The organism is Streptomyces sp. NPDC058683, assembly GCF_042716195.1.
Taxonomy (GTDB): Bacteria; Actinomycetota; Actinomycetes; order Streptomycetales; family Streptomycetaceae; genus Streptomyces.
This window is the reverse complement of sequence record NZ_JBHXSK010000106.1, coordinates 3,574-14,999: the sequence shown is the minus strand read 5'-3', so window position 1 is coordinate 14,999 and position 11,426 is coordinate 3,574. Positions and strand designations below refer to the sequence as shown.

Annotated in this window: 16 protein-coding genes and 1 pseudogene; 15 read left to right on the top strand and 2 right to left on the bottom strand. The window is 70.3% G+C overall.

Translation table 11 applies throughout. From position 1 onward, the window contains the following. Nucleotides 1–102: 102 nt before the first annotated feature. Nucleotides 103–861, bottom strand: coding sequence for a GntR family transcriptional regulator (locus ACFWXC_RS52515; protein WP_384491372.1), 759 nt, complete (start codon nucleotides 859–861; stop codon nucleotides 103–105). Between the two features lie 214 nt (nucleotides 862–1,075). Here ACFWXC_RS52515 and ACFWXC_RS52510 point away from each other — a divergent pair, with 214 nt between their 5' ends. From ACFWXC_RS52510 to xerC, 12 genes are all read left to right on the top strand, one after another. Further along, nucleotides 1,076–1,405 carry a hypothetical protein gene (locus ACFWXC_RS52510; RefSeq protein ID WP_384491370.1) on the top strand — a complete coding sequence of 110 codons (330 nt, stop codon included), beginning with the start codon at nucleotides 1,076–1,078 and terminating at the stop codon, nucleotides 1,403–1,405. Between the two features lie 2 nt (nucleotides 1,406–1,407). Next, entirely contained in the window at nucleotides 1,408–2,754 is a 1,347-nt protein-coding gene (locus tag ACFWXC_RS52505) for an FtsK/SpoIIIE domain-containing protein (RefSeq protein WP_384491368.1), read from the top strand. 85 nt (nucleotides 2,755–2,839) lie between these two features. Beyond that, the gene (locus ACFWXC_RS52500) at nucleotides 2,840–3,013 is read left to right on the top strand and encodes a hypothetical protein (RefSeq protein WP_384491366.1); all 174 of its coding nucleotides are present in this window, start codon (nucleotides 2,840–2,842) and stop codon (nucleotides 3,011–3,013) included. Between the two features lie 13 nt (nucleotides 3,014–3,026). Then, a complete protein-coding gene (locus tag ACFWXC_RS52495; RefSeq protein ID WP_384491364.1) occupies nucleotides 3,027–3,671 on the top strand; it encodes a DUF2637 domain-containing protein in 645 nt (214 codons plus the stop codon). Nucleotides 3,672–3,688: 17 nt separating this feature from the next. Beyond that, complete coding sequence (locus ACFWXC_RS52490; RefSeq protein ID WP_384491362.1) at nucleotides 3,689–3,868, top strand: hypothetical protein; 180 nt, start codon at nucleotides 3,689–3,691, stop codon at nucleotides 3,866–3,868. 1 nt (nucleotide 3,869) lies between these two features. After that, the gene (locus tag ACFWXC_RS52485) at nucleotides 3,870–4,055 is read left to right on the top strand and encodes a mobile element transfer protein (RefSeq protein ID WP_384491360.1); all 186 of its coding nucleotides are present in this window, start codon (nucleotides 3,870–3,872) and stop codon (nucleotides 4,053–4,055) included. Between the two features lie 20 nt (nucleotides 4,056–4,075). Then, on the top strand, nucleotides 4,076–4,354 hold the full coding sequence (locus ACFWXC_RS52480) for a hypothetical protein (protein ID WP_384491358.1): 279 nt from the start codon (nucleotides 4,076–4,078) through the stop codon (nucleotides 4,352–4,354). Nucleotides 4,355–4,448: 94 nt separating this feature from the next. After that, nucleotides 4,449–4,628 (top strand): hypothetical protein, encoded by a 180-nt coding sequence (locus ACFWXC_RS52475; RefSeq protein ID WP_384491356.1) that lies wholly within the window; start codon nucleotides 4,449–4,451, stop codon nucleotides 4,626–4,628. Nucleotides 4,629–4,633: 5 nt separating this feature from the next. After that, the gene (locus ACFWXC_RS52470; protein WP_384491354.1) at nucleotides 4,634–4,804 is read left to right on the top strand and encodes a hypothetical protein; all 171 of its coding nucleotides are present in this window, start codon (nucleotides 4,634–4,636) and stop codon (nucleotides 4,802–4,804) included. After that, nucleotides 4,801–6,228: a replication initiator protein RepSA gene (repSA, locus tag ACFWXC_RS52465; protein ID WP_384491352.1), complete on the top strand. Its 1,428-nt coding sequence runs from the start codon at nucleotides 4,801–4,803 to the stop codon at nucleotides 6,226–6,228. Before ACFWXC_RS52470 ends, repSA begins: the two co-directional genes overlap by 4 nt. Beyond that, the gene (locus ACFWXC_RS52460) at nucleotides 6,225–6,413 is read left to right on the top strand and encodes a helix-turn-helix domain-containing protein (RefSeq protein WP_350785393.1); all 189 of its coding nucleotides are present in this window, start codon (nucleotides 6,225–6,227) and stop codon (nucleotides 6,411–6,413) included. The genes repSA and ACFWXC_RS52460 overlap by 4 nt, the downstream gene beginning before the upstream one ends. After that, nucleotides 6,413–7,618 (top strand): tyrosine recombinase XerC, encoded by a 1,206-nt coding sequence (xerC, locus tag ACFWXC_RS52455; protein ID WP_384491349.1) that lies wholly within the window; start codon nucleotides 6,413–6,415, stop codon nucleotides 7,616–7,618. Before ACFWXC_RS52460 ends, xerC begins: the two co-directional genes overlap by 1 nt. Before the next feature lie 87 nt (nucleotides 7,619–7,705). On the opposite strand, the gene mtnA is transcribed toward xerC, so the two are convergent. Continuing rightward, a complete protein-coding gene (mtnA, locus tag ACFWXC_RS52450) occupies nucleotides 7,706–8,848 on the bottom strand; it encodes an S-methyl-5-thioribose-1-phosphate isomerase (RefSeq protein ID WP_384491376.1) in 1,143 nt (380 codons plus the stop codon). 140 nt (nucleotides 8,849–8,988) lie between these two features. On the opposite strand from mtnA, the gene ACFWXC_RS52445 reads away from it, so the two are divergent. From ACFWXC_RS52445 to ACFWXC_RS52435, 3 genes and pseudogenes are all read left to right on the top strand, one after another. Next, entirely contained in the window at nucleotides 8,989–10,392 is a 1,404-nt protein-coding gene (locus tag ACFWXC_RS52445; RefSeq protein ID WP_384491347.1) for a hypothetical protein, read from the top strand. Nucleotides 10,393–10,396: 4 nt separating this feature from the next. Beyond that, entirely contained in the window at nucleotides 10,397–11,182 is a 786-nt protein-coding gene (locus tag ACFWXC_RS52440; protein ID WP_384491345.1) for a DUF4129 domain-containing protein, read from the top strand. Further along, nucleotides 11,179–11,426 (top strand): annotated as a pseudogene (locus tag ACFWXC_RS52435) (DUF4350 domain-containing protein); the annotation flags it as partial. The gene ACFWXC_RS52440 and the pseudogene ACFWXC_RS52435, both read left to right, overlap by 4 nt.

The following is an 11,426-nucleotide window of genomic DNA, read 5'->3' as shown; positions in this document are numbered from 1 at the left end:
TTCAAGGCCTACGGCACGACGAACCGCACAACAGGCTAGGAACCGGAAAGCCTCAACCGACGCACAACCGTCAAGCCTCATCTGACGCTAGACACCGCTGGCCTACGCGTCGAAGTCGTACTCCAGAATGTAAGAGGCCGCGTCCAAGGTCATCTCGTTGATCTCGACCGGGCGCCCTTCGTCCGCGAATGCGGTCCGGCAGATCAGGATGACGGGTGTGCCAGAGGAGATGCCCAACTGTGACGCCTCATCCTTCGAGGGCATGCGAGAGCGGATCTCCTCGCGGAAGTGCACGGGCTTGTAGCCGAGTTCGGCGAGGCGGGCATAAATCCCACCTGCCCCCGGATCCGCGTGCGTGATGGCGGAGCCTCCCACCACTGATGTGGGGAGGTAACTGGTCGCCAGCAGGACGGGCTTCCCATCCAGGACGTACCGCCGCCGACGGACGCACACCGTCTCCCCATCGGCAAGGTCGAGCACGCGCCCGATGTTCTCCAGGGCGGCTTCCTCCGACACTGCCACCTGGTCCACTTCAAGCGTGCGGTTCTCCGTGTCGGCCGCCCAGATGGACCGACCGCTACCCCACTGCTCCTCGGAAAGCCGCTGGATGCCCCGGCGACGCAAGGGTCGGAAGGACCGGACGAAGACGCCGGCGCCCTTGCGGGCCTCGGCTACGCCTTCGTCTTTGAGTACCCCCAGCGCCTGACGTGCCGTCATGCGGGCCACGCCGTGCGAGGCCATGAGCTCATTCTCTCCCGGAAGCCGATCACCGGGACCGTATTCGCCCGACTGGATCGCCTCGCGTAGGGAGTCTGCGATCCGCTGGTACTTCGGCCGACGGTCGTCGTCGGTGGTGGCCATTAGGAAGCCCTCCTCTCTTCTCTAGACAGCCTAGACCGTGTACTAGCACACGCGCTCTCCCGGTGAGCTAGTACACCGCCTTTTGCGGGTGATCACTCAACCCTCCCCGAAACCTCTCTAGACATCTCGCTTGACGGCATCTCTAGAGATGTGCTCCCATGGAGATGTCTAGAGAGGTCGCGCAAGGCGGCCTCCAGGAACGAGGGATTGGCCCATGCCGTCTTTCAAGATCGACCTTTCGACCGCGGTGGTGTTCGTGGCGACCGCGCCGGAACCCAAGATGGTCAACAAGAAGACCGGTGAGCGGGCCGTGGACCGGGAGACCAACGCGAGCCTGTCGACCGTGGGTCTGCTGGTCTCGGACGAGGGCGAGGGGAACCTCTACCAGGTGACCGTGCCGGAGACCGGTCTCCCGGAGGGTCTGGCGCCGGGTGTGCCGGTGCGGGTCGTCGGGCTGAAGGCTCGTGACTGGGAGAACACGTTCAACGGCGAGAAGCGGCACGGAATCTCGTTCCGCGCGGTCGCGATCACCTCGGCAGTCTGATCATGACCGATGTCATGCCCTGGCTCGAACTCGGTGGGTTAGCCGCGGGTGTCGGCGGGGTCGGCTACGCGAAGGTCCGCGCTCCGCGCGTGTACTGGTCGCTGGTCGGTCTGCCGGTCACCTGGGGCCGGTTCACCTGGACCTACCGGGACACGATGGAGGTGTGCGGGCTGACGGTCCAGCCGTCCGGCTTCCGCGCCTTCGTCAAGCGCAACCTGACCCACGCTGAGGTCCGTCCGGCCCCGCCGAAGGTCCGCCGGGTCCGCCCGACGCCGACCGGTCTGCGGGTCACCCTCCGGCTTCCCGCCGGCCTGGAGCCCGCGGACATCTCGGCAGCGACCGAACGCCTGCGTCACGCCTGGGGCGTCCACTCGGTCACCGTGGCGGAGACCAAGCCCGGCTATGTCGAGCTCCGGATGACCGGCTACGACGTGCTCAGCCGGGTGCGGATGCCGCGCAAGGCGCAGCCTCGTGATCTGGTCGTCCCGGTCGCGCTGCGGGAGGACGGCACGGTCTTCGAGCGGAACTACCGGCAGATCCCGCACAGCCTGACCCTGGGCGCGAACCAGTCCGGCAAGTCCATGTTCCAACGCAACCTGGTCAAGGGGCTTGCTCAGCTGCCGGTGGGGCTGGTCGGGATCGACTGCAAGCGCGGTGTCGAGCAGTCCCGTTACGCCCCGCGCCTGTCCGGCCTGGCCACCGACCGCGAGACTGCCGGGTACCTGGCCGACGCACTCGTACGGGAGATGGAAGACCGCTTCGACCTGCTCGCCCTCTACGGCGTCTCCGACCTGTGGGAACTGCCCGACGAGGTACGCCCGGTCCCGCTGGTCGTGCTCATCGACGAGGTGGCGGAACTCTTCCTGGTGACCTCCAAGAAGGAGGAAGCCGACCGCGACCACACCGTCATGCAACTGGTCCGCCTCGGCCAGATGGCCCGTGCGATCGGCATCTACCTGGAGGTCTGCGGGCAGCGCTTCGGCTCCGACCTCGGCAGGGGCGCTACCGCCCTGCGCGCCCAGCTCACCGGCCGCGTGGTGCACCGCGTCAACGACAAGCAGACCGCGGAGATGGGCCTGGGTGACATCGCCCCGGACGCGGTGGTCTCAGTGACCGGGATCCGGGCGGATCGCCCCGGGGTCGCGGTGGCCGGCGACGCGTCGGGCTACTGGTCCCGCATCCGCACCCCCGAGATCACCCCGGATCAAGCGAAGGCTGTCTGCCGGGAGTTCGCGCACCTGACCCCGGACCTGCCGTTCCTGGCCCCGTTCCGCCCGGTCGAACAGACCGTGATCCCGCCGATGCCGAGCGAACCGCCGCTCGTGGGCGCTCAGCCGGCCGGCGACTGACACACCCCTTGTTCCACGGTCGGCGCGACCGCTTCGCGCCAGGTCCCTACCCGCGCCATGCCAAAACCCGGAAGGAGATCACCAAATGGCCGCGACGAAGACCCCCGAGCCGACGCCCGCGCAGTGCTCCGTGTGCAAGGGCACCGGTGAGGTCTCCCGCACCGTCCTGGTCGGCCGCAAACGCCGCGCGGTCGGTCAGCAGACGGGGCTGTGCCTGAACTGCCTCGGCTCCGGCGAAGCCCCCACCGACCAGCCCTGAAGGAGGTGAAGACATGAAGCGCTCGATCCGTCCGGACGCCGTACTGGTGCAGGCCGTGATCGCGGGTGCGCTGTCCTTCGCCCACCTGCACGACCTGGCCCAAGCCGCCGGCCAGACCGGATGGAAGGCCTGGGCCTACCCGATCAGCGTTGACCTGCTCCTGGTCGCCGCGTGGCGCCGGCTGCGGGTCCAGCGGTCCCGGCTGGCCTGGTGCTGGTTCCTGGTCGCCCTGGTCGCCTCCCTCGGCGCGAACATCGCCACGGCCGGGTTCCTCGACATGGAACACCCGCCCGCCCTGCTGCGCCTGGGCGTCGCCGGCTGGCCCGCCCTGGCCTTCCTCGGCGGCACCCTCCTCGCCCACCAGCACACCGACCACACCCCGGACCCGGCACCCGCCCCGGACCCCGAGCCGCGCGCGGTGGTCGAAGTCGACCGCACCACGACGCCCGAACCGGCCCCCGGGATCCCCGAGCCGGAGCCGGTCCCGGCGCTGCCGAAGACCGCTGTGAGCGTGCCTCCGGCGCTGATCGACCACGCCCGCAAGGTCGCCACCGAGCACCGCACCCGCACCGGTACCGAGATCGACACCGCCACCCTGCGCGCCCGGCTCAGCATCCCGGAAGACCTCGCCGGCGCCATCGTCGCCCAACTCGCCTGACAGACAAGGAGATCCCTGTGCGCCCGTTCATCCGGTCGGCCCTGGAACAGGCCGCCGAACTCACCCGGAACAACCGCCTGGTCGACGGCTTCGCTCTCGGAGAGACCGCGATCAACCAGGCCAACGACGACGAACAGGACGAGGTCCGGCAGTGGCTCACCGACCACGCCGACGACTTCACCGGACGGGACGGCTGAGATGCGCCCGAACCGCTTCTACGACGTGATCCGTATCGGGCCCGTGCAGGTCGGCACGTTCAACAACGGCCGTGGCCAGACCAAGCACACCGCCGCGTGCACCGCGCCCGACTGCGGCTTTTCCACCGAGCACCACGACCGCTCGGCCGCCGAACTCGCCGCCCGCACCCACCGCTGCACCGTCTGAGCCGGAAGGAGACCGGTCCCATGCAGTTGCCCGAAGACCAGCTTCGCGCCGGTCACATCCCCGCCGACCTCTACCAGCGGATCCCGGCCGGCACGGACGTGCGCAAGGTCGTGATCGTCCAGGAAGCCCCGCGCTCGTACAAGGGGCCGATCGTCCTGAGCCTCGTGGTCATCGCTGGGTCGGTCGTCGTGCTCCTGGTCATCGCTTTCGTCGTTCAGGTCATCGCCGGCGCTGCCGTCGCGGTCCTGTCCGCGTCCGGTGGGCTCAGCTACACGATCAACCGCAGCAAGCATAAGTAACGCCCTCCGGGGCGGCCTCTCTCGCCAAAGATCTGCCGCCCCGGACGGCTCCACCCACTTCGTGATCCAACGGACCCGAAAGGGAAGCCCCATCATGCCCCGGAACACCCCGAGCCCGCGCGTCTGCTCCGACTGCGACGGCTTCCCCGTCGTCGCCATCACCACCGGCACCCGCAACCCGGACGGCACCCGCACCACCCTCCCCGTGAACTGCCCGGCCTGCCACGGCGCCGGCACCCGCCGCACCGCCGCCCTCGCACGGGCCGGGAGGTGACCGACGTGGCTCTCCTCGACTGGCGCTCCCCGGAGCACTTCGACCACACCGGTGATCAGCCCTGCGTGATCTGCGAGAAGCCCACCCCGCTCCGCTCCGACCGGGGCAAGCCCGTGCACAAGGTCTGCGCCGAAGAGTGGATCGACACCCATCCTCGGAAGGACGACGACCAGTGACCGCCCCCGCCATCATGGCGGGCCTGGAGGACCCGGCCACCCTCGCCGACGTGCTGAGGCTGGCCGGGTCCCCCGGCTTCGACCGCACCCAGGACCAGATCCGGCGTACGGGCGGCTGCTCCGACCCGATCCACCTGCGCGGCTCCACCGTCACCCGCGACCGCGCAACCGGGCAGGTGCTGCATGGGTACGACACCGACAACGAGCCCGGCGGCCGGCTGCGGATTGCGTGCGGCAACCGGCGTGCCTCCCGCTGCCCCGCCTGCGCCTGGACCTACGCCGGCGACACCTACCACCTCATCCGCGCCGGCCTCGTCGGCGACCCCGCCAAAGGCACCCCGCACACGATCCGGGATCACCCGCGGGTCTTCGCCACCCTGACCGCGCCCTCGTTCGGACCGGTCCACAACCGGCCCAGCACCCACCCCTGCCGCTGCGGCACCCGCCACGGGGAGGACGCGCCCGAACTCGGCACCCCGCTCGACCCCGACACCTACGACTACGCGGGCGCCGTGCTGTGGAACAACCACGCCTCCGACCTGTGGCGCTACTTCACGATCTACCTGCGCCGCGAGATCGCCCGCCGCGCCGGCCTCACCCAGAAAGCCGCCCACGAAGCCTCCCGGGTCGCCTTCGGCAAGGTCGCCGAATACCAAAAGCGCGGCGCCGTCCACTTCCACGCAGTGATCCGCTTCGACGGACCCGAAGGACCCGACAGCCCGCCCCCGCCGTGGGCCACCCTCGACCTGCTCACCGACGCCATCCACGCCGCCGCCGGCCGCGCACAGGTCGACGTCAAACCCGCCCACCACCAGCCCGACCCCGACCAGCCGGTCCGCACCCAACCCGCCCGCACCCTCACCTGGGGCACCCAGGTCGACGTACGCCCGATCCGCGCCTTCGGCGAAGGCGAAGACATCACCGAAGCAGCCGTCGCCTCCTACGTCGCCAAGTACGCCACCAAAGCAGCCGAGACCACCGGCACCGTTGACCGCCGGATCGGCAACAAGGAAGCCCTCGTACTGCTCGGCGTCCCCAACCACCCGCGCCAGCTGATCGAAGCCTGCCTCGACCTGCACGCCCTCTACCCGGACCGCAAGCTCCGGGACTGGGCCCACATGCTCGGCTTCCGCGGGCACTTCTCCACGAAGTCGCGCCGCTACTCGACCACCCTCGGCGCCCTGCGCCAGGTCCGCGCCGACTACCGCGCAGCCCAGCAACGTCGCTCCCTCGGCCTGCCCGACCCCGACGACGAGACCGAGGCGTCGACGCTCACCCTCGCCCACTGGGCCTACGCCGGCCACGGCCACACCCCCGGTGAATCCTGGCTCGCCGCCAACATCCGCCAAGAGATCCAGCTCAACCGCGACACCGCCCGCGAGGAACTACCCGCCCTGCTCGAACTGGAAGGAGCTGCCACATGACCACTCCCACTCCCGTGCTGCTGAAGGTCCCTGACGTCATGGCGCGGCTCAAGTACAGCCGCTCCAAGGTCTATGACCTGATCCGCACGAAACGGCTCGCCTCGATCAAAGAGGGGCGCTGCCGGCGGATTCCGGAGAGCGCGCTTCAGGAGTACATCCGCGCGGGTCTTGAGGAGGCTGCCTGATGCCACAGCGCAAACGGAACCCCAACGGTTCGGGCACGGTCACGAAGCGCTCTGACGGCCGCTACCAGGCAGCGGTGTACGTCCCTCAGCCGGACGGCACGGTGAAGCGAAAGTTCGCGTACGGCAAGGACTTCGACGAGTGCGACCGGAAGCGTCGGGAGCTGATTGAGCGGGCCAACGGCGGCATCCCGACGCCGACTCGGGACATGACCTTGGGCGAGTGGTTCGACTACTGGCTTGAGGTGATCGTCAAGCCGAACCTGAAACCGAAGAGCTATGAGACCTACGAACAGGGTGTGCGCAACCATCTGCGCGCGCGTCTGGGCTCCAAGGTCATGGTGAAGCTGGGCGTCACGGAGCTGCGCAAGGCCATGCAGCGCCTTGCGGAGGACAAGGGCGCCAAGACTGCTCGGCAGGCCCTTCGGGTCCTCTCGGCGGCACTCACGGCCGCCATGGTGGAGGACATCGGGCTCACCCGGAACGTGGCCAAGCTCGTGCACATCCGGGCGACCACCGACAGCGGCAAGAGCTGGGATGCCGTCACCGTCCTCCGCTTCCTGGCGGCGGCTCGGCGTCTGACCGTGTACTACCCGGCGTTCCTGCTCCTCTGCCTGCTCGGTCTGCGCCGGGCCGAGGTGTGTGGTCTGCGGTGGGAGAACATCGATCTTGATAACCGGGTGCTGTGGGTGGAGCAGCAACGGCAGCGTTCAAGCGCCGGGACGATCGATCTGGATCCGAAGACCGAGACGTCGAAGGCTCCCCTACCGCTGCCGGCGCAGTGCATCGCGCCTCTGCGGTGGACCCGGATGCGTACGGCCATGCTGCGTGAGCGTGCGCTGGCTGCGGGACGGTCCTGGTACGAGGATCCCGACGGGCACGTCTTCATCTCGCGGACGGGGCATCCGCTGTTGGCCTCGAACCTGTACCTGACCATGCAGCGGGTGATCACGACTGAGGGGCTGGGCAAGATGAACCCCAAGGGGCTGCGGAAGTCCTGCGGGACGCTCCTGGTCCACCTGAAGGTGCACCCGAGGATCGTCAAGGCCGTCCTCCGGCACAGCCGGATCGCCACGACCATGGACATATACGCTGAGGCGCTGGACCCGGACGTCATCGCTGCGGTGGGTCAGCTCGATCGTCTGCTTCGGCAGCCGGCTCGGATCCGGGAGCTGGAAGCCTCACAGCCGGCTTCCGACGCCCGTTGATGTCACCGTTGGATGTCACGGCCCCTTGACCTGCGAATCGCCGCAGGTGGAGGGGCCGTTTCCGTCGGTCGAGCCGACATCATCCCATTAGCTAATCGTTACCTGGCGTGACCTGGCACACAGCTCGGCAAGAGCCTCAGCCGTCACGGGCGAAACGGCGCCTTCTTCGGTGACGATCGCCGTCACCAGCTCGGGCGGCGTCACGTCGAACGCCGGGTTGTACGCCTGGGTCCCCAGGGGTGCCACCGGAATCCCGCCTCCCGCTCCCGTCACCGGCACCTGCGGTGCTGTGACCTCGGTCACCTCATATCCGGGGCGCTGTTCGATCTCGATGGACGCCCCGTCCGGCGTCTCCGGATCCACCGTCGTCACCGGCGCCACCACGATGAACGGCACATGGTGGTACCGCGCGAGCACCGCGAGCGGATAGCTCCCCACCTTGTTCGCCACCGAACCGTCGGCCGCGATCCGGTCCGCCCCGATCAGCACCGCGTCCACCTCCCCCGCCGCGAACAGCGAACCGGCCGCGTTGTCGGTGAGCAAGGTGTACGCCATGCCGCTGCGAGCCGCCTCGTATGCCGTCAGGCGAGCACCTTGCAGCAACGGACGCGTTTCGTCCACCCAGAGCCGCCTGAGCCGCCCTGCCCGATGGGCCCGGAGGGCCACCGCGAACGCCGTTCCCTCCCCTCCCGACACCAGCGAACCGGTGTTGCAGTGGGTGAGGATCCGGTGCCCTCCGCCCGGCAGCAACTCGTCCAGGAGCGCCAGCCCGTTCCTGGCCATCCGGGCGCTGGCCTCGGCATCCTCCCGGTGCAGCGCCCGCGCCGCAACCAGCGCCGCCACGGCCGCCGCCCCGGTGTCACCACTCTTGGCCAGAGCCGACCGGTACGCCGAAGCGGCCCTGCGCACCCCGACGGAAAGATTCACGGCCGTGGGCCGGGCACCCGCCAGCGCCACCGCGGCCTCGTCCACGTCGAAACCCCGCACGGCGGCGAGCGCGACGCCGTACGCCCCCGCTATCCCGAGCAGCGGCGCCCCGCGCACGGCGAGCGTCCGGATCGCCTCCACCAGCGCCGACGCATCCGTGCACACCAGCTCGACCTCCTCGGCCGGCAGTCTGGTCTGGTCAAGAAGGACCACCACAGGACCTTCGGGCGGCTCCTCCCACCGGATCACGGGCATTCCCGTCGGCCGCTTGTCCTCGCCGGTTTGCGCGTACTGATCAGCCATGCCGTCAGTCTGCCCCGTATCCGGCGGACAATTGAAGGTGCGGAGCCTGTACCGCGGCAGGTCACTGGATGACCACCCCATGGCACGATGGCAGCCAACCTGCCACCGCGACCGCGGACGGGCACCGTGAAGGAGCTTCGATGAACGACACTCCGGGCTGGGCCTCGCCCGGATCCGCCCCGTCCGACGGGCGGGAACCCGGCGCGTCCGCCCCTGCCGACCGCCCCGTCCCCGCAGGCCCTGCCGAGCAGCCCACCGATCAGCCGGGTACGGACCCACAGGGCTCCGGCTCGAAGTGGTCCAAGGAGCAGCCACCGCCCGGTCAGTGGTCCGCCCCCACGGGCGCCCCGGCACCGGGCCAGGCACCGCCGCCCCCACCCCCCGGCCCCGGCTGGGGCGGACAGCCCCCCGGCGGCGGTTACGGAGGCTACAACGGCCCCGGTGGGCCCGGCGGCTACGGCGGCCCGGGCGGATACGGGCCACCCGGCGGATACGGCCCGCCCGGCGGATACGGAGCCTGGGGCGGCGGCTGGGGCGGTCCCCCGCCCGCCGCCAAGCCCGGCGTGATCCCGCTGCGTCCGCTCGGCGTCGGCGAGATCCTCGACGGCACCGTCTCCACGATGCGCACCTACTGGCGCACGGTCCTCGGCATCTCGCTGACGGTCGCCGTCGTCACCCAGGTCGCGGTGATCCTCCTCCAGGGCCTCGTCCTGAACGACACCGAGACCACCGACGCCCTCAACGACCCGAGCGCCTCCCTCAGCGAGGTGTCCCGCGCCGCGGGCGAGGTCATGCTCAGCTCGGGCGCCGTCCTGCTGATCTCGCTGGTCGGCACCATCATCGCGACAGCCCTGCTGACCACCGTCACCAGCCGCGCCGTGCTCGGCAAGTCCGTGACCACCGGCGAGGCCTGGCGCGACGCGCGCCCGCAGGTCATCAAGCTGTTCGGCCTCATCGTGCTGATGGGACTCATCGCGGTCGGCGTCCTGCTCGTCGGCGCGCTGCCCGGCATCGTCGTCGCGATCGCCGGCGGCCCGGACGGCGCCATCGCCGCACTGCTCATCGTGGGCATCCTCGCGGGCGCCGTCGTCACCCTGTGGCTGATGATCCGCCTCTCCCTGGCCTCCCCCGCCCTGATGCTGGAGAAGCAGAGCATCACGAAGTCCCTGGGCCGCTCCGCCAAGCTTGTCCGCGGCTCCTGGTGGCGGGTCTTCGGCATCCAGATCCTGGCGACGATCATCGCCAACATCGTCTCCTCGATCGCCGTGATCCCCTTCGCCGTAGGCGCCGCCTTCCTCAGCGGCGACGGCTTCACCGGCTTCCTCGAGAGCACCAACGCCAACGTCGGCTGGACGTTCCTCATCGTCAGCGGCATCGGCTCGGTGATCGGCTCCATGCTCACCTTCCCGATCAACGCGGGCGTCACCGTGCTCCTCTACATCGACCAGCGCATCCGCCGCGAGGCCCTCGACCTCGAACTGGCCCGCGCCGCCGGCGTCGAGAACTACGGCACCAGCACCCCCGGCCCCGTCCCGGGGAGCTGATGCGGTGAGCTCGACGGGGGGAGTCTTCACAGCGGTGCCGACGGCCCTGCCGCGCGCCGCCGACGAGGCCGTACGCGGCCTGCTGCGGGCCCGGGAGACGGCCCTGCTGTCCCTGGCCGGCTCGGGCGACCAACCGCCCGTGACGATCCCGCGCGACCCCGCACGGGAGGCGGCACGGCGTGAGCTGTCCAAGCGGATGTACCACGAGAACGACCCGGGGCTGTTCCAGCGCGCCCTGAACGCCTTCCTGGACTGGGTCGACCGCATGCTCTCCACTGCCGCGTCCGCGACGCCCGGAGGCCCGCTGGGCCTCGTCGTCGTGGTCCTGGCCGTCGTCGCCGTCCTGGGCGCCCTGTGGTGGCGCCTGGGCACCCCGCGCCGCCAACCCGCCTCTGCCGCCGCCCTGTTCGACGACCGCCCCCGCAGTGCCGCCGAACACCGCGCGGCCGCCGAGGCACACGCCGCCCAGGGCCACTGGAACCAGGCCCTCCAGGAACGCATGCGTGCCGTCGTCCGCGCCCTGGAGGAACGCGCCCTGCTTGATGTCCGCCCGGGCCGCACCGCCGACGAGGCCGCCGCCGAAGCCGGCCGCGTCCTGCCCGCCCACACGGACCGGCTGCGCGCCGCCGCGCGGGACTTCGACGACGTGACGTACGGCGGCCGCAGGGCGACCCAGGCGTCGTACCAGCGCATCGCCGAACTCGACCGCGACCTGGAACGCACCAAACCAATGCTCGCCAGCAGTACCCCGAGCACGGCCCACAACACCCGCCAGGGAGCCGCCGAATGACCACCGGCGTAGCCCTTCCGCCCACCTCCACCGCGCCCACCACCCGCCAGGTGTGGACCCGGACCCGGGGCATCGTCCTCGCCGTGGTGCTCCTCCTGGCCGGTGCTGTCGCCATCGCGGTCGTCCGCTCCGACAGCAGGCACGGAGACCTCGACCCGCGCTCCGCCGACCCCTACGGCAGCCGCGCCGTCGCCGAACTCCTCGCCGACCGGGGCGTGTCCACCCGTGTGGTCACCACCCTGGC

What these genes read in the sequence shown, in the direction of transcription:
- ACFWXC_RS52515 (WP_384491372.1), bottom strand. Translation starts at nt 861, where the DNA reads ATGGCCACCACCGACGACGACCGTCGGCCGAAGTACCAGCGGATCGCA.
- ACFWXC_RS52510 (WP_384491370.1), top strand. Translation starts at nt 1,076, where the DNA reads ATGCCGTCTTTCAAGATCGACCTTTCGACCGCGGTGGTGTTCGTGGCG.
- ACFWXC_RS52505 (WP_384491368.1), top strand. Translation starts at nt 1,408, where the DNA reads ATGACCGATGTCATGCCCTGGCTCGAACTCGGTGGGTTAGCCGCGGGT.
- ACFWXC_RS52500 (WP_384491366.1), top strand. Translation starts at nt 2,840, where the DNA reads ATGGCCGCGACGAAGACCCCCGAGCCGACGCCCGCGCAGTGCTCCGTG.
- ACFWXC_RS52495 (WP_384491364.1), top strand. Translation starts at nt 3,027, where the DNA reads ATGAAGCGCTCGATCCGTCCGGACGCCGTACTGGTGCAGGCCGTGATC.
- ACFWXC_RS52485 (WP_384491360.1), top strand. Translation starts at nt 3,870, where the DNA reads ATGCGCCCGAACCGCTTCTACGACGTGATCCGTATCGGGCCCGTGCAG.
- ACFWXC_RS52480 (WP_384491358.1), top strand. Translation starts at nt 4,076, where the DNA reads ATGCAGTTGCCCGAAGACCAGCTTCGCGCCGGTCACATCCCCGCCGAC.
- ACFWXC_RS52475 (WP_384491356.1), top strand. Translation starts at nt 4,449, where the DNA reads ATGCCCCGGAACACCCCGAGCCCGCGCGTCTGCTCCGACTGCGACGGC.
- ACFWXC_RS52460 (WP_350785393.1), top strand. Translation starts at nt 6,225, where the DNA reads ATGACCACTCCCACTCCCGTGCTGCTGAAGGTCCCTGACGTCATGGCG.
- xerC (WP_384491349.1), top strand. Translation starts at nt 6,413, where the DNA reads ATGCCACAGCGCAAACGGAACCCCAACGGTTCGGGCACGGTCACGAAG.
- mtnA (WP_384491376.1), bottom strand. Translation starts at nt 8,848, where the DNA reads ATGGCTGATCAGTACGCGCAAACCGGCGAGGACAAGCGGCCGACGGGA.
- ACFWXC_RS52445 (WP_384491347.1), top strand. Translation starts at nt 8,989, where the DNA reads ATGAACGACACTCCGGGCTGGGCCTCGCCCGGATCCGCCCCGTCCGAC.